The sequence below is a fragment of the Streptomyces pyxinae genome (genome assembly GCF_024756275.1).
In the GTDB taxonomy this organism is placed as follows: domain Bacteria; phylum Actinomycetota; class Actinomycetes; order Streptomycetales; family Streptomycetaceae; genus Streptomyces; species Streptomyces pyxinae.
In genome coordinates this window covers 1-15,834 of record NZ_JANUGQ010000042.1, presented here as the reverse complement: position 1 = coordinate 15,834, position 15,834 = coordinate 1, and the positions used below count along the sequence as shown (strand labels likewise).

Sequence of the window (15,834 nt, the reverse complement as noted above, 5' to 3'; positions counted from 1 at the left end):
TTCCCGGAGGCCGCCGCCCCCGCGGACCCTTCGCACTCCGGGCCGCCGCCGGACGGGCCCGCACGGCCCTGCCACCGGAAGGCCCCGCACCGGGCCGCCGCCCTCCGACTCTCCGCGCTCCGGCCCTCCGCGCGGCGGAACCCGGGCCGGCGACCCCGGGGCGTCCGGGAAACGGGGTTGTCGGGAAGCCCGGGGCGTCCGGGAAACCGGGTTGTCCGAGAACCGGGGCCGGATACGGCGAAGCCGCCGGGTGCGGCGGGGCCAGAAGGCTCCCGCCGCACCCGGCGGCACGTTTCTGCCGGTCGGCTCGGGTAAAGGGCCGGGCGGGCCCGGTCAGCCCTCCTCGTGGGCGACCGCGCGGCGCGCGTCGGCGTCCAGCACGCCCCAGCTGATCAGCTGCTCGGTCAGCACCGAGGGGGACTGGTCGTAGATGACCGCCAGCGTGCGCAGGTCGTCCTGGCGGATCGACAGCACCTTGCCGTTGTAGTCGCCCCGCTGGGACTGGATCGTGGCGGCGTACCGCTGGAGCGGGCCGGCCTTCTCCGCGGGCACGTGGGCCAGGCGCTCCAGGTCCAGGACGAGCTTCGGCGGCGGCTCGGCGGCCCCGCCCGGCGTGGTGCCCGGCAGCAGCTCCTGCACCGGAACGCCGTAGAAATCGGCCAGCTCGGCCAGGCGCTGCACGGTCACGGCACGGTCGCCGCGCTCGTACGAGCCGACCACAACGGCCTTCCAGCGGCCCTGGGACTTCTCCTCCACACCGTGGAGGGAGAGGCCCTGCTGGGTGCGGATGGCACGGAGCTTGGCCCCGAGCTGTTTTGCGTATTCGCTGGACATATAGCTCCCGGGACGAAGTTCGGTAACTCACTGTGAGGTTACGCAGCGTTACGGGCGTCCGTCAAGCCGGACGGATCGTACCGACCGTCACTCCCGCCCCCGGTTCTGGTCGGGCGCGGGCCCTGCTAGGCTGAGCGGCGCAAATCAGACGTCCTTTAAGGTCCGTCCCGTGAGGCGGAGAAGGAGGTCCGTTCCGTATGGACGCCACCACCCCGCACGCCGATGCGGCCCGCCCCGTGCTCGAGGGCCCCGACATCGCCCGCGTACTGACCCGTATCGCCCACGAGATCGTCGAACGCGCCAAGGGCGCCGACGACGTGGTGCTCCTCGGCATCCCGACCCGCGGCGTCTTCCTCGCCCGTCGGCTGGCCGAAAAGCTCCAGCAGATCACCGGCCGTGCCATCCCCGTCGGCTCGCTGGACATCACCATGTACCGCGACGACCTGCGGTTGCGGCCCGCCCGCGCGCTCGCCCGCACCGAGATCCCCGGTGACGGGCTCGACGGCCGCCTGGTCGTCCTCGTCGACGACGTGCTCTTCTCCGGTCGCACCATCCGCGCCGCCCTGGACGCCCTCGGCGACCTCGGCCGCCCGCGCGCGGTGCAGCTGGCCGTGCTGGTCGACCGGGGCCACCGCGAGCTGCCGATCCGCGCCGACTATGTGGGCAAGAACCTCCCCACCTCGCTGCGGGAGGCGGTCAAGGTCCAGCTCACCGAGGAGGACGGCCGGGACGCCGTGCTGCTCGGCCTGCGCGAGACCGCCCCGGCCGACGGCGGCGACCACCGGCCGGCCGCCCCGGCCGGCGAGCGCTAGCCCCCGGCACCTCCGGCCCGCCCGGCGCCGGCGCGACCGCCCGTACCCGCGGACACCGCCGCGTACGGTCCCGCCCGGCACCGCCCCGGACCCGGACGGCCACCCGGGCACCGCTCCCGCCCGGAGCTGCCGGCCGGATCCGCCGGCCGGCCGGCGAGCCCCGCCCAGTCCGGCCCGGAGAGGCACCCGCCGCCCGGTGGAGGCCGCCCCTCCCGTCCGCGCCCAGACCCTCCCTTCCGTCCGGACCCCCTGCCCCCGGACCACCTCCACCCCTGGAGAGACCCCCGATGATGCGCCACCTCATCTCGGCCGCCGACCTCACCCGCGACGAAGCCGTCCTGATCCTCGACACCGCCGAGGAGATGGCCCGGGTCGCGGACCGGCCGATCAAGAAGCTGCCGACGCTCCGCGGCCGGACGGTCGTCAACCTGTTCTTCGAGGACTCCACCCGTACCCGGATCTCCTTCGAGGCCGCCGAGAAGCGGCTCTCCGCCGACGTGATCAACTTCTCGGCCAAGGGCTCCTCGGTCTCCAAGGGCGAGTCGCTCAAGGACACCGCGCAGACCCTGGAGGCGATGGGCGTCGACGCCGTCGTCATCCGGCACGGCGCCTCGGGGGCCCCGTACCGCCTCGCCACCTCCGGCTGGATCGACGCCGCCGTGATCAACGCGGGCGACGGCACCCATCAGCACCCCACCCAGGCCCTGCTGGACGCCTTCACCATGCGCCGCCGGCTGGTCGGCCGGGACACCGGGCTCGGCCGCGACCTGGCCGGCAAGCGGATCACCATCGTCGGGGACGTGCTGCACAGCCGGGTGGCCCGCTCCAATGTCGACCTGCTGCACACCCTGGGCGCCGAGGTCACCCTGGTGGCGCCGCCCACCCTGGTGCCGGTCGGCGTGACGAGCTGGCCCTGCGAGGTCTCGTACGACCTCGACGCCGTCCTGCCCAAGTCCGACGCGGTGATGATGCTGCGCGTCCAGCGCGAGCGGATGAACGCCGCCTTCTTCCCGACCGAGCGCGAGTACTCCCGCCGCTACGGCCTGGACGGCGACCGGCTCGCCCGGATGCCGGAGCACGCCGTCGTGATGCACCCCGGCCCGATGGTGCGCGGCATGGAGATCACCGCCGAGGTCGCGGACTCCCCGCGCTGCACCGTGATCGAGCAGGTCGCCAACGGCGTCTCGATCCGGATGGCCGTCCTCTATCTGCTGCTCGGCGGCAACGAGCCCGCCACGACCCACGCCCGTACCGAGGAGAGCAAGTGAGCATGAACAAGATCCTGATCCGCGGGGCGCGGGTGCTCGGCGGCGAGGCCCAGGACGTCCTGATCGAGGGCGAGACCATCGCCGCCACCGGGACCGGGCTCACCGACCCGGACGCCACCGTCGTCCCCGCCGAGGGACAGATCCTGCTGCCCGGTCTGGTCGACCTCCACACCCATCTGCGCGAGCCGGGCCGGGAGGACTCCGAGACGGTGCTCACCGGCACCCGGGCCGCCGCCTCCGGCGGCTTCACCTCGGTCTTCGCCATGGCCAACACCTTCCCGGTCGCGGACACCGCCGGCGTGGTCGAGCAGGTCTACCGGCTGGGCCAGGAGTCCGGCTACTGCGACGTCCAGCCGATCGGCGCGGTCACCGTCGGCCTGGAGGGCACCCAGCTGGCGGAGCTGGGCGCCATGCACGAGTCGGCCGCCGGGGTCACCGTCTTCTCCGACGACGGCAAGTGCGTCCACGACGCCGTGATCATGCGCCGGGCGCTGGAGTACGTGAAGGCGTTCGGCGGCGTCGTCGCCCAGCACGCCCAGGAGCCCCGGCTGACCGAGGGCGCCCAGATGAACGAGGGCACCGTCTCCGCCGAGCTGGGTCTCGGCGGCTGGCCGGCCGTCGCGGAGGAGTCGATCGTCGCCCGGGACGTGCTGCTCGCCGAGCACGTCGGCTCCCGGGTGCACATCTGCCACCTCTCCACCGCCGGCTCGGTCGAGATCGTCCGCTGGGCCAAGTCCCGGGGCATCGACGTCACCGCCGAGGTCACCCCGCACCACCTGCTCCTCACCGACGAACTGGTCCGCTCCTACGACCCGGTCTACAAGGTCAACCCGCCGCTGCGCACCGAGCGGGACGTGCGGGCGCTGCGCGAGGCGCTGGCCGACGGGACCATCGACATCGTCGCCACCGACCACGCCCCGCACCCGCACGAGGACAAGGACTGCGAGTGGGCCGCCGCCGCCATGGGCATGGTCGGCCTGGAGACCGCCCTCTCCGTCGTCCAGCGGACGATGGTGGAGACCGGACTGCTCGACTGGGCGGGCGTCGCGGACCGGATGTCCTTCGCCCCGGCCCGGATCGGCCGCGCCACCGGCCACGGTCGGCCCGTCTCGGCGGGTGAGCCCGCCAACCTGACCCTGGTCGATCCGGCTTACCGTGGAACCGTGGACCCCGCGGGCTTCGCCTCCCGCAGCCGCAACACCCCCTACCGGGGCCGTGAGCTGCCGGGACGCGTCACCCACACCTTCCTGCGGGGCCGGGCGACGCTCATGGACGGGAAGCTGGCGTGACACCTGCACTGATCGAACTGGCCGCCGAACAGAAGTCGGCGGAGGTCACGGACTGGGCCGCCCGGCTCGGCTGGGTGGCCGGACTGCTGCTCTTCATCACCCTGGTCTACTGGCTGATGCGCCAGGGCTGGAAGTGGCGCGGCACCCTCCAGCACGGCCTGCCGGAGCTGCCGGCCGTGCCCGACGACCGGGGCGCCACCCGGATCACCATGTCCGGCCGCTACCACGGCTCCACCACCGCCGGGCAGTGGCTGGACCGGATCGTCGCCCACGGGCTCGGCACCCGCAGCCGCGTCGAGCTGACCCTGACCGACGCCGGCCTGATGGTCGTCCGTCCCGGGGCCACCGACTTCTTCGTACCGGCCGGCCGGATCCGCGGCGCCCGGCTCGACAAGGGCATCGCCGGCAAGGTCCTCACCGAGGGCGGCCTGCTGATCATCACCTGGGAGCACGGCTCCACCCTGCTGGACTCCGGCTTCCGCGCCGACCGCGCCGCCGACCACCACGACTGGGTCGCGGCCGTCGACTCCCTCACCACCCGCACCACGGAAGGCACCGCACGATGACGACCGCCAGCTCCGGGGGAACCGATCGGATCCCCGCCGTACTCGTCCTGGAGGACGGACGGATCTTCCGCGGCCGCGCCTACGGGGCCGTCGGACAGACCTTCGGCGAGGCGGTGTTCTCCACCGGCATGACCGGCTACCAGGAGACGCTGACCGACCCGTCGTACCACCGCCAGGTCGTGGTGATGACCGCCCCGCACGTCGGCAACGCCGGCGTCAACGACGAGGACCCCGAGTCCCGGCGGATCTGGGTCGCCGGTTATGTCGTCCGCGACCCCGCCCGGATCCCCTCCAACTGGCGCTCCCGCCGCTCCCTCGACGCCGAGCTGGCCGCCCAGGGCGTCGTCGGCATCAGCGGTGTGGACACCCGCGCCCTCACCCGTCACCTCCGCGAGCGCGGCGCCATGCGGGTCGGCATCTTCTCCGGCAGCGCCCTGCCCGACGAGGGCACCATGCTGGCCGAGGTCCGCCAGGCGCCCGAGATGACCGGCGCCGACCTGGCCGCCGAGGTCGCCACCAAGGAGGCGTACGTCGTTCCCGCGATCGGCGAGAAGCGATTCACCGTCGCCGCCGTCGACCTGGGCATCAAGGGCATGACCCCGCACCGGATGGCCGAGCGCGGCATCGAGGTCCATGTGCTGCCCGCCACCGCCACCTCGGAGGACGTCTACGCGGTGAATCCGGACGGCGTCTTCTTCTCCAACGGCCCCGGCGACCCCGCCACCGCCGACGGACCGGTCGCCGTGATGCGCGCCGTGCTGGAGCGGAAGACCCCGCTCTTCGGTATCTGCTTCGGCAACCAGATCCTCGGCCGCGCCCTCGGCTTCGGCACCTACAAGCTGAAGTACGGCCACCGGGGCATCAACCAGCCGGTCCAGGACCGCACCACCGGCAAGGTGGAGGTCACCGCGCACAACCACGGCTTCGCCGTCGACGCCCCGCTCGACCAGGTGTCCGACACCGCCTACGGCCGCGCCGAGGTCTCCCACGTCTGCCTCAACGACAACGTGGTGGAGGGCCTCCAGCTGCTCGACCAGCCGGCCTTCAGCGTCCAGTACCACCCCGAGGCGGCCGCCGGCCCGCACGACGCCGCGTACCTCTTCGACCGCTTCGTATCTCTGATGGAGGCCGAGCGTGCCTAAGCGCACCGATATCCAGTCCGTCCTGGTCATCGGCTCCGGCCCGATCGTCATCGGCCAGGCCGCCGAGTTCGACTACTCCGGCACCCAGGCGTGCCGCGTCCTCAAGGCCGAGGGCCTGCGGGTCATCCTGGTCAACTCCAACCCGGCCACGATCATGACCGACCCGGAGATCGCCGACGCCACCTATGTCGAGCCGATCACCCCGGAGTACGTCGAGAAGATCATCGCCAAGGAGCGCCCGGACGCCCTGCTGCCCACCCTGGGCGGCCAGACCGCGCTCAACACCGCGATCTCCCTGCACGAGCAGGGCACCCTCACCAAGTACGGCGTCGAGCTGATCGGCGCCAATGTGGAGGCGATCCACAAGGGCGAGGACCGCGACCTGTTCAAGGGCGTGGTGGCGGCGGTCAAGGCGAAGACCGGCCACGGCGAGTCCGCCCGCTCGGTGATCTGCCACTCCATGGACGACGTGCTGAACGGCGTGGAGACGCTCGGCGGCTACCCGGTCGTCGTCCGCCCCTCCTTCACCATGGGCGGCGCCGGCTCCGGCTTCGCCCACGACGAGGAGGAGCTGCGCCGGATCGCCGGCCAGGGCCTCACGCTCTCCCCGACCACCGAGGTGCTCCTGGAGGAGTCCATCCTCGGCTGGAAGGAGTACGAGCTGGAGCTGATGCGCGACAAGCACGACAACGTGGTCGTCGTCTGCTCCATCGAGAACTTCGACCCGATGGGCGTGCACACCGGCGACTCCATCACCGTCGCCCCGGCGATGACCCTCACCGACCGGGAGTACCAGACCCTCCGGGACGTCGGCATCGCGATCATCCGCGAGGTCGGCGTGGACACCGGCGGCTGCAACATCCAGTTCGCCGTCAACCCCGAGGACGGCCGGGTCATCGTCATCGAGATGAACCCCCGGGTCTCCCGCTCCTCGGCGCTCGCCTCCAAGGCGACCGGCTTCCCCATCGCCAAGATCGCCGCCCGGCTGGCCGTCGGCTACACGCTGGACGAGATCCCCAACGACATCACCGAGCAGACCCCGGCCTCCTTCGAGCCGACGCTCGACTACGTGGTGGTCAAGGCGCCCCGGTTCGCCTTCGAGAAGTTCCCGTCCGCCGACGCCACGCTGACCACCACCATGAAGTCGGTCGGTGAGGCGATGGCGATCGGCCGCAACTTCACCGAGGCGCTCCAGAAGGCGCTGCGCTCCCTGGAGAAGAAGGGCAGCCAGTTCGACTTCACCTCCCCGGTGGACGCGGCGGAGAAGGACGAGCTGCTGCGGGTGGCGGTGCGGCCCACCGACGGCCGGATCAACACCGTGATGCGGGCGATCCGGGCCGGGGCCACCCCTCAGGAGGTCTTCGAGGCGACGAAGATCGACCCCTGGTTCGTGGACCAGCTCTTCCTGATCAAGGAGCTCGCGGACGAGCTGGCCGCCGCCGGCCGGCTGGAGCCCGATCTGCTGGCCGAGGCCAAGCGGCACGGCTTCTCCGACGCCCAGATCGCCGCGATCCGGGGGCTGCGCGAGGACGTGGTCCGCGAGGTCCGGCACGCGCTGGGCGTCCGCCCGGTCTACAAGACCGTGGACACCTGCGCCGCCGAGTTCGCCGCCCGGACGCCGTACTTCTACTCCTCGTACGACGAGGAGAGCGAGGTCGCCCCGCGCGAGAAGCCGGCCGTGATCATCCTCGGCTCCGGCCCCAACCGCATCGGCCAGGGCATCGAGTTCGACTACTCCTGCGTCCACGCCTCCTTCGCGCTGAGCGACGCCGGGTACGAGACCGTGATGGTCAACTGCAACCCGGAGACCGTCTCCACCGACTACGACACCTCCGACCGGCTCTACTTCGAGCCGCTCACCCTGGAGGACGTACTGGAGATCGTCCACGCCGAGCGGCAGGCCGGCCCGGTCGCCGGTGTCGTGGTCCAGCTCGGCGGCCAGACCCCGCTGGGCCTGGCCCAGGCGCTCAAGGACAACGGCGTGCCCGTGGTCGGCACCTCCCCGGAGGCCATCCACGCCGCCGAGGACCGGGGCGCCTTCGGCCGGGTCCTCGCCGAGGCCGGACTGCCCGCGCCCAAGCACGGCACCGCCACCACCTTCGAGGGCGCCAAGGCCATCGCGGACGAGATCGGCTACCCGGTGCTGGTCCGCCCCTCGTACGTGCTCGGCGGCCGGGGCATGGAGATCGTCTACGACGAGTCCCGCCTGGAGGCGTACATCGCGGAGTCCACCGAGATCAGCCACGACCGGCCGGTCCTGGTCGACCGCTTCCTGGACGACGCCATAGAGATCGACGTGGACGCCCTCTACGACGGCCACGAGCTCTACCTCGGCGGCGTCATGGAGCACATCGAGGAGGCCGGCATCCACTCCGGCGACTCCGCCTGCGCGCTGCCCCCGATCACCCTGGGCGGCCATGACATCAAGCGGTTGCGCGCCTCCACCGAGGCCATCGCGCGGGGCGTCGGGGTGCGCGGACTGATCAACATCCAGTTCGCCATGGCCGGGGACATCCTGTACGTCCTGGAGGCCAACCCGCGCGCCTCCCGGACCGTGCCGTTCACCTCCAAGGCCACCGCCGTGCCGCTGGCCAAGGCGGCCGCCCGGATCTCGCTCGGCGCCACCGTGGCGGAGCTGCGGGCCGAGGGCCTGCTGCCGAGGAACGGCGACGGCGGCACCCTGCCGCTGGACGCGCCGATCTCCGTCAAGGAGGCCGTGATGCCGTGGTCCCGGTTCCGGGACATCCACGGCCGGGGCGTGGACACCGTGCTCGGCCCCGAGATGCGCTCCACCGGCGAGGTCATGGGCATCGACTCGGTCTTCGGCACCGCGTACGCCAAGTCGCAGGCCGGCGCCTACGGGCCGCTGCCCGCCAAGGGCCGGGCCTTCATCTCGGTCGCCAACCGGGACAAGCGCTCGATGATCTTCCCGGCCCGCGAGCTGGTCGCCCACGGCTTCGAGCTGCTGGCCACCTCCGGCACCGCCGAGGTCCTCAAGCGCAACGGCATCAACGCCACCGTGGTGCGCAAGCAGTCCGAGGGCGAGGGCCCCGGCGGCGAGCGGACCATCGTGGGCCTCATCCACGACGGCGAGGTGGACCTCATCGTCAACACCCCGTACGGCACCGGCGGCCGGCTGGACGGCTACGACATCCGCACCGCCGCCGTCGCCCGGGGCGTCCCGTGCCTCACCACGGTCCAGGCGCTGGCCGCCGCCGTGCAGGGCATCGACGCCCTGCACGCGGGCGGGGTGGGGGTGCGCTCCCTCCAGGAGCACGCCGAGCACCTGACGGCCGCCCGCGAGGACTGAGCGGCCGGGGGAGCGGGGGACACCGGCCGGTGTCCCCCGCTTCATGCCGCACCCGGCTGCCGGTCCGCCCGCCTGTCGTACCGGCTGTCCGGCGGTCGTACCGGCGGTCCGGTGCGGGACGGGCCGGACCGGGTGCCGGTACCGGGCCGGGTGCCGTCCGGCGTGTCCGGTGCCGGGGCGGGGCGTGTGCCGCCCGGCGTGGGTGTCCGGTGCCGGGGCGGGCGGTTCCGCCGCCACGCCGGTCGCCGCCCGCCGCTCTCGCGCGGACGGCCCGGGTGCCGCTCATGTCGCCCCGCGCGGGCGGGCCGGGTGCCGCTCACCCGGTCCCGCGCGGGCGGTCCGGCTGCCGCTCACGCCGGTTCCCCCCGCTCACGCCGTCCCGCGCGGGCGGTCCGCGTACCGCTCACGCCGCTTTTCCCCCGCCCGCGCCGGTTTCCGCCCGCTCACGCGGTCGTCCGCCCCCCGCTCAGGGCCGGCCCGCCGCCGCTCCGGTCCCGCCCGGCCGGAGCATCCCGCCCAGGACTTCCCGAGGACTCCCGAGGATCTTCGATGTACCGACTCTTCTTCCACCTCGTCTTCAAACGAATGGACGCCGAGCGCGCCCACCACCTGGCCTTCCGCTGGATCCGGCTCGCCGTCCGGATCCCCGTCCTGCGCACCTTCCTCGCCGCCGCGCTGGCGCCCCGGCACAAGGAGCTGCGCACCGAGGCGCTGGGCCTGCGGATGCACGGTCCCTTCGGGCTGGCGGCCGGCTTCGACAAGAACGCCGTCGCCGTCGACGGCATGGCCATGCTCGGCTTCGACCATGTCGAGATCGGCACCGTCACCGGGGAGCCGCAGCCCGGCAACCCGAAGAAGCGCCTCTTCCGGCTGGTCGCCGACCGCGCCCTGATCAACCGGATGGGCTTCAACAACGACGGCTCCGCCATCGTCGCGGAGCGGCTGCGCACCCGGGTGCCGGTCCTCCGCACGGTGGTCGGCGTCAACATCGGCAAGACCAAGGTGGTGCCCGAGGCCGAGGCCGCCGCCGACTATGTGAAGTCCACCGAGCGGCTTGCCCGGCACGCCGACTACCTGGTGGTCAACGTCTCCTCGCCCAACACCCCGGGCCTGCGGAACCTCCAGGCCACCGAGGCGCTGCGGCCGCTGCTCGGCGCCGTCCGGGAGGCCGCCGACCGCGCCGTGCCGGAGCGCCGGGTGCCGCTGCTGGTCAAGATCGCCCCGGACCTCGCGGACGAGGACGTGGACGCGGTGGCCGACCTGGCCGTGGAGCTGGGCCTGGACGGCATCATCGCCACCAACACCACCATCGCCCGGGAGGGTCTCGGCCTCGCCTCCGACCCCGCCCTGACCGCGGAGACCGGCGGCCTCTCCGGCGCGCCGCTCAAGGAGCGCTCGCTGGCCGTCCTCCGCCGGCTGTACGCCCGGGTGGGCGACCGGCTGACGCTGATCGGGGTCGGCGGCGTGGAGAACGCCGAGGACGCCTGGCAGCGCATCCTGGCCGGTGCCACCCTGGTCCAGGGGTACAGCGCCTTCATCTACCAGGGTCCGTGCTACGCCCGCGCCGTCCACAAGGGGCTGGCCGCCCGGCTGGCCGCCTCCCCGTACGCCACCCTCGCCGAGGCCGTCGGCGCCGACACCCGGAAGGCCGCCCGGTGACCGCTCCCGTACCCTCCCCGACCTCCCCGGCCGCGCCCGAGCCGTTCGGCGCCCGGCTCCGGCGCGCCATGGACGCGCGGGGTCCGCTCTGCGTGGGCATCGACCCGCACGCCGCGCTGCTGGCCGCCTGGGGGCTGGACGACGACGTCCGGGGCCTGGAGACCTTCACCCGCACGGTGGTGGAGGCGCTGGCCGACCGGGTCGCCGTGGTCAAGCCGCAGAGCGCCTTCTTCGAGCGGTTCGGCTCGCGTGGGATCGCCGTCCTGGAGACCGCCGTCGCCGAGCTGCGCCGGGCCGGCGCGCTGGTGGTGATGGACGCCAAGCGGGGCGACGTCGGCTCCACCATGGCCGCGTACGCCGAGACCTACCTCCGCCCGGACGCGCCGCTCTTCTCGGACGCGCTCACCGTCTCGCCCTACCTCGGCTACGGTTCGCTGGCGCCCGCCGCGGAGCTGGCCCGGGAGAGCGGGACCGGCCTCTTCGTGCTGGCCCTCACCTCCAACCCGGAGGGCGCCGAGGTCCAGCGGGCGGTCCGGGAGGACGGCCGGAGCGTCGGTGCCACCATGCTCGCCCGGCTGGCCGCCGAGAACGCCCGGGAGCTCGCGGCCGGGGCGCCGCTGGGCTCGTTCGGCGCGGTGGTCGGCGCCACGCTGGGCGACCTCTCCTCCTTCGACCTGGCCGTCGGCGGGCCGCTGCTCGCCCCCGGCATCGGCGCGCAGGGCGCCACCCCCGCCGATCTGCCGGCCGTCTTCGGCGCGGCGGTACGGAACGTGGTGCCCAACGTCAGCCGCGCGGTGCTCCGCCACGGCCCCGACCCGGCCGCCCTGCGCGCGGCGGCCGAGCGGTACGCGGAAGAGGTCCGGGCGGCCGTGGCGGGCTGAGGGGCCGGAGGCGTACGCAGGGGACCGGAGGCGTACGGCGCGGGCCGGGGCCGACCGCCGTACGGCACGGAGGCGTACGGCACGGAGACGGAGGCGGGGCCGACCGCCGTACGCGCTTTCGCCGGGTCGCCGAACGGGTGAACCGGGGGTGGCCGGGGGGCGGCCCGGCGGGGCCGGGCGTTCCCGCTGTTCGAGGCGGGGGCGCGCGGTGGCGTGAAGGGGCGCGCGGGCACGGCGGTTCTTCTCCGTCACACCCCCGGTTCCGACCGTGACCACTGTTGACGCGATACCGACCCGGAACCCGGGTGTTATGACCGTTATGCCGGGCTGTAGCGATCCTGACCAGGACTTTTCCGCTGTTCTCGCTGACTCCGGCGGTCTTGCCCGCTAGTCTCCGTCGCAGGGCCAACGCACAGCACCATCGGGCGTGGTCCACGCGGTGTGAGCCGTCCAGGTTCCTCACCGGTCCGTATCCGACATCCGACAGTTTCGACATCCGAGGTGACGTAGGCGTGGCTCTTCCGCCCCTTACCCCTGAACAGCGCGCAGCCGCGCTCGAAAAGGCCGCCGCGGCTCGCCGGGAGCGGGCCGAGGTCAAGAATCGACTCAAGCACTCCGGCGCCTCGCTCCACGAGGTCATCAAGCAGGGCCAGGAGAACGACGTCATCGGCAAGATGAAGGTCTCCGCACTGCTGGAGTCGCTGCCCGGCGTCGGCAAGGTCCGCGCCAAGCAGATCATGGAACGGCTCGGCATCTCCGAGAGCCGCCGGGTGCGCGGGCTCGGCTCCAACCAGATCGCCTCCCTGGAGCGCGAGTTCGGCAGCACCGGAGCCTGACGTCCGGGGCGCTCCGCGAAGCTGGAATAATCGCCCCATGGCTGCAACATCCCGGGGGACCACCCCCGAGCCCCCGGACGTACGTCCGCGGCTGACCGTGCTCTCCGGCCCCTCCGGGGTCGGCAAGAGCACGGTCGTCGCCCATATGCGCAAGGTCCACCCCGAGGTGTGGCTCTCGGTCTCCGCGACCACCCGCAAGCCGCGACCCGGCGAGCGGGACGGTGTGCAGTACCACTTCGTCACGGACGACGAGTTCGACAAGCTGATCGCCAACGGCGAACTGCTGGAGTGGGCCGAGTTCGCGGGCAACCGCTACGGCACCCCGCGCGCCGCCGTCCTGGAGCGGCTCGACGGCGGCGAGCCGGTGCTCCTGGAGATCGACCTCCAGGGCGCCCGGCTGGTCCGTGAGTCGATGCCCGAGGCCCAGCTCGTCTTCCTGGCGCCGCCCAGCTGGGACGAGCTGGTCCGCCGGCTCACCGGCCGGGGCACCGAGTCGCCGGAGGTCATCGAGCGGCGGCTGGCGGCCGCCAAGATCGAGCTGGCCGCCGAGGCGGAGTTCGACACCACCCTGGTCAACACCTCCGTCGAGGACGTGGCGCGTGAGCTGCTAGCCTTGATGGAAGTTGTTTGATCTTTGTCCCTTTTTCCGGCCCCCCGGAAGTCCCGGACCCCAGCGGCCCGGACCCCGGAGCCGGTCCACCCGACGTATCGGAAGGCAGATCGTGTCCTCTTCCATCACCGCGCCCGAGGGCATCATCAACCCGCCGATCGACGAGCTGCTCGAGGCCACCGACTCGAAGTACAGCCTGGTGATCTACGCGGCCAAGCGCGCCCGTCAGATCAACGCGTACTACTCCCAGCTCGGTGAGGGCCTGCTGGAGTACGTCGGCCCGCTGGTGGACACCCACGTCCACGAGAAGCCGCTGTCGATCGCGCTGCGGGAGATCAACGCGGGGCTGCTGACCTCCGAGGCCATCGAGGGCCCGGCCCAGTAACCACCCTCGCACCCGCACGTCCCCGCGTGCCCGGGGATCCCGGGTCCCCGAAGGACGTTCCTCACGGGCCCGGCGGACCATCCGCCGGGCCCGTGAGGCGTGACCGGGGACGTACGGGACGCGCGTCCGGCACCGGCCGGACCGGAGAAGCCGGGCCCGGGGCCGGTGAAAGCTCAGGGGCGATCGGCTCCGGGCCACCGGAGCGACATCCGACCACCCGTCGAAGAGCGTCCGAGACGAAGACCGTCCAAGACGAAGCACCTCCGAGACGAAGAACCTCCAAGACGAAGAACGTCCAAGACCGTCGAAGCGGGAGAGGCGCGTGGAGAAGCCGAAGACCGGTACACCGAAGGTCGTCCTGGGCGTCAGCGGGGGCATCGCCGCCTACAAGGCGTGCGAGCTGCTGCGCCGGCTGACCGAGTCGGGCCATGGCGTACGGGTCGTCCCGACCGAGTCGGCGCTGCACTTCGTCGGCGCCGCCACCTGGTCCGCGCTCTCCGGCAACCCGGTCGCCACCGAGGTCTGGTCCGACGTGCACGAGGTCCCGCACGTCCGCATCGGGCAGGAGGCCGACCTGGTGGTCGTCGCCCCGGCCACCGCCGACACCCTGGCCCGGGCGGCGCACGGCCTCGCCGACGACCTGCTCACCAACACCCTGCTCACCGCCCGCTGCCCGGTGGTCTTCGCGCCCGCGATGCACACCGAGATGTGGGAGCACCCCGCCACCCAGGAGAACGTCGCCACCCTCCGGCGGCGCGGCGCGGTGGTGATCGAGCCGGCGGTCGGCCGGCTGACCGGTGCCGACACCGGCAAGGGCCGGCTGCCCGACCCGGGCGAGATCTTCGAGGTCTGCCGCCGGGTGCTGGCCCGGGGCTCCGCCGCCGCCCCCGACCTCGCCGGACGCCATGTCGTGATCAGCGCCGGCGGCACCCGGGAGCCGCTGGACCCGGTGCGCTTCCTGGGGAACCGTTCCTCCGGCAAGCAGGGGTACGCCCTCGCCCGTACCGCCGCCGCCCGGGGGGCACGGGTCACCCTGATCGCCGCCAACACCGGGCTGCCCGACCCGGCCGGCGTGGACGTGGTGCCGGTCGGTACCGCGCTCCAGCTCCGCGAGGCGGTGCTGAAGGCGGCGGCGGACGCGGACGCCGTGGTGATGGCGGCGGCGGTCGCGGACTTCCGCCCGGCCGTCTACGCCGAGGGCAAGATCAAGAAGCGGGAGGGCGAGCAGCCGGCGCCGGTCGCCCTGGTACGCAATCCGGACGTGCTGGCCGAACTCTCCGCCGCCCGCCCGCGCCCCGGACAGGTGATCGTCGGCTTCGCCGCCGAGACCGACGACGTACTGGCCAACGGCCGGGAGAAGCTCCGCCGCAAGGGCTGCGATCTGCTCGTGGTGAACGAGGTGGGGGAGCGGAAGACCTTCGGCGCGGAGGAGAGCGAGGCCGTGGTTCTCGCGGCGGACGGGGCGGAGACGCCCGTACCGTACGGTCCGAAGGAGGCTCTGGCCGAAATGATCTGGGATCTCACCGTGCCGAGACTCACATGACGGACGCGTGAAAATCCCGTCCGGACCGGCGGGGTGGCCGAAACCTCGCCAAACGAGGGCGTTACGGTCACCGGAACGGGTTCTTCCACGCGTTGCCAGGGTTCTTCCACGGCCAAACCGGCTTCCGGGAGGCGAGACACCTGGTCGAACGGGTGAGTGTGCCCGATAAACTGTCCTCGGAGCGACGCGGGGCGCAGCCCCCGCCGGTCCGCACCTATTCAGCCAGCAGCCGCTGCAAACACAGGGAGCGTTGTGTCCCGTCGTCTGTTCACCTCGGAGTCCGTGACCGAGGGTCACCCCGACAAGATCGCTGACCAGATCAGCGACACGATCCTCGACGCCCTGCTCAAGGAGGACCCCTCCTCCCGGGTCGCCGTCGAGACGCTGATCACCACCGGCCTGGTTCACGTGGCCGGTGAGGTGACGACCAAGGCATGGGCCGACATCCCGACGCTGGTGCGCAACAAAATCCTGGAGATCGGCTACGACTCCTCCAAGAAGGGCTTCGACGGCGCCTCCTGCGGCGTGTCGGTGTCCATCGGCTCGCAGTCCCCGGACATCGCCCAGGGTGTGGACACGGCCTATGAGAACCGGGTCGAGGGCGATGAGGACGAGCTGGACCGGCAGGGCGCCGGTGACCAGGGTCTGATGTTCGGGTATGCCTCGGACGAGACGCCGGAGCTGATGCCGCTGCCGATC

General features: G+C 72.7%; 14 protein-coding genes. 13 read left to right on the top strand and 1 reads right to left on the bottom strand.

Annotation, left to right across the window (positions count from 1 at the left end):
* Positions 1-333: 333 nt before the first annotated feature.
* Positions 334-834: a transcriptional regulator BldD gene (gene bldD, locus NX801_RS29550; RefSeq protein WP_017945577.1), complete on the bottom strand. Its 501-nt coding sequence runs from the start codon at positions 832-834 to the stop codon at positions 334-336.
* Positions 835-1,031: 197 nt separating this feature from the next.
* Here bldD and pyrR point away from each other — a divergent pair, with 197 nt between their 5' ends.
* From pyrR to NX801_RS29485, 13 genes are all read left to right on the top strand, one after another.
* Positions 1,032-1,646 carry a bifunctional pyr operon transcriptional regulator/uracil phosphoribosyltransferase PyrR gene (gene pyrR, locus NX801_RS29545; protein WP_258791032.1) on the top strand — a complete coding sequence of 205 codons (615 nt, stop codon included), beginning with the start codon at positions 1,032-1,034 and terminating at the stop codon, positions 1,644-1,646.
* Between the two features lie 287 nt (positions 1,647-1,933).
* Complete coding sequence (locus tag NX801_RS29540; RefSeq protein ID WP_258791031.1) at positions 1,934-2,914, top strand: aspartate carbamoyltransferase catalytic subunit; 981 nt, start codon at positions 1,934-1,936, stop codon at positions 2,912-2,914.
* A gap of 2 nt (positions 2,915-2,916) precedes the next feature.
* Complete coding sequence (locus NX801_RS29535) at positions 2,917-4,203, top strand: dihydroorotase (protein WP_258791030.1); 1,287 nt, start codon at positions 2,917-2,919, stop codon at positions 4,201-4,203.
* Positions 4,200-4,769, top strand: a complete 570-nt coding sequence (locus NX801_RS29530; RefSeq protein WP_258791029.1) for a PH-like domain-containing protein — start codon at positions 4,200-4,202, stop codon at positions 4,767-4,769. Before NX801_RS29535 ends, NX801_RS29530 begins: the two co-directional genes overlap by 4 nt.
* Positions 4,766-5,911: a glutamine-hydrolyzing carbamoyl-phosphate synthase small subunit gene (gene carA / locus NX801_RS29525; RefSeq protein WP_258791028.1), complete on the top strand. Its 1,146-nt coding sequence runs from the start codon at positions 4,766-4,768 to the stop codon at positions 5,909-5,911. The genes NX801_RS29530 and carA overlap by 4 nt, the downstream gene beginning before the upstream one ends.
* Positions 5,904-9,221 carry a carbamoyl-phosphate synthase large subunit gene (gene carB, locus NX801_RS29520; RefSeq protein WP_258791027.1) on the top strand — a complete coding sequence of 1,106 codons (3,318 nt, stop codon included), beginning with the start codon at positions 5,904-5,906 and terminating at the stop codon, positions 9,219-9,221. The genes carA and carB overlap by 8 nt, the downstream gene beginning before the upstream one ends.
* 549 nt (positions 9,222-9,770) lie before the next feature.
* Positions 9,771-10,880, top strand: a complete 1,110-nt coding sequence (locus NX801_RS29515) for a quinone-dependent dihydroorotate dehydrogenase (protein WP_258791026.1) — start codon at positions 9,771-9,773, stop codon at positions 10,878-10,880.
* Positions 10,877-11,761 (top strand): orotidine-5'-phosphate decarboxylase, encoded by an 885-nt coding sequence (gene pyrF, locus NX801_RS29510; protein ID WP_309505932.1) that lies wholly within the window; start codon positions 10,877-10,879, stop codon positions 11,759-11,761. The genes NX801_RS29515 and pyrF overlap by 4 nt, the downstream gene beginning before the upstream one ends.
* A 512-nt stretch (positions 11,762-12,273) precedes the next feature.
* The gene (locus tag NX801_RS29505; RefSeq protein ID WP_026246651.1) at positions 12,274-12,597 is read left to right on the top strand and encodes an integration host factor; all 324 of its coding nucleotides are present in this window, start codon (positions 12,274-12,276) and stop codon (positions 12,595-12,597) included.
* Between the two features lie 37 nt (positions 12,598-12,634).
* Positions 12,635-13,228 carry a guanylate kinase gene (gene gmk, locus NX801_RS29500; protein WP_258791025.1) on the top strand — a complete coding sequence of 198 codons (594 nt, stop codon included), beginning with the start codon at positions 12,635-12,637 and terminating at the stop codon, positions 13,226-13,228.
* A 91-nt stretch (positions 13,229-13,319) separates the two neighbouring features.
* The gene (rpoZ, locus tag NX801_RS29495; RefSeq protein WP_005319902.1) at positions 13,320-13,592 is read left to right on the top strand and encodes a DNA-directed RNA polymerase subunit omega; all 273 of its coding nucleotides are present in this window, start codon (positions 13,320-13,322) and stop codon (positions 13,590-13,592) included.
* 322 nt (positions 13,593-13,914) lie between these two features.
* On the top strand, positions 13,915-15,135 hold the full coding sequence (gene coaBC / locus NX801_RS29490; RefSeq protein WP_258791024.1) for a bifunctional phosphopantothenoylcysteine decarboxylase/phosphopantothenate--cysteine ligase CoaBC: 1,221 nt from the start codon (positions 13,915-13,917) through the stop codon (positions 15,133-15,135).
* A 252-nt stretch (positions 15,136-15,387) separates the two neighbouring features.
* Positions 15,388-15,834: S-adenosylmethionine synthetase N-terminal domain-containing protein (locus NX801_RS29485; RefSeq protein WP_309505931.1), on the top strand; the 447-nt coding region annotated here is incomplete at its 3' end.

Excerpts from the sequence above, each read along its gene's own strand:
- bldD (WP_017945577.1), bottom strand. The coding sequence starts at position 834 with ATGTCCAGCGAATACGCAAAACAGCTCGGGGCCAAGCTCCGTGCCATC.
- pyrR (WP_258791032.1), top strand. The coding sequence starts at position 1,032 with ATGGACGCCACCACCCCGCACGCCGATGCGGCCCGCCCCGTGCTCGAG.
- NX801_RS29540 (WP_258791031.1), top strand. The coding sequence starts at position 1,934 with ATGATGCGCCACCTCATCTCGGCCGCCGACCTCACCCGCGACGAAGCC.
- NX801_RS29535 (WP_258791030.1), top strand. The coding sequence starts at position 2,917 with ATGAACAAGATCCTGATCCGCGGGGCGCGGGTGCTCGGCGGCGAGGCC.
- carA (WP_258791028.1), top strand. The coding sequence starts at position 4,766 with ATGACGACCGCCAGCTCCGGGGGAACCGATCGGATCCCCGCCGTACTC.
- NX801_RS29515 (WP_258791026.1), top strand. The coding sequence starts at position 9,771 with ATGTACCGACTCTTCTTCCACCTCGTCTTCAAACGAATGGACGCCGAG.
- gmk (WP_258791025.1), top strand. The coding sequence starts at position 12,635 with ATGGCTGCAACATCCCGGGGGACCACCCCCGAGCCCCCGGACGTACGT.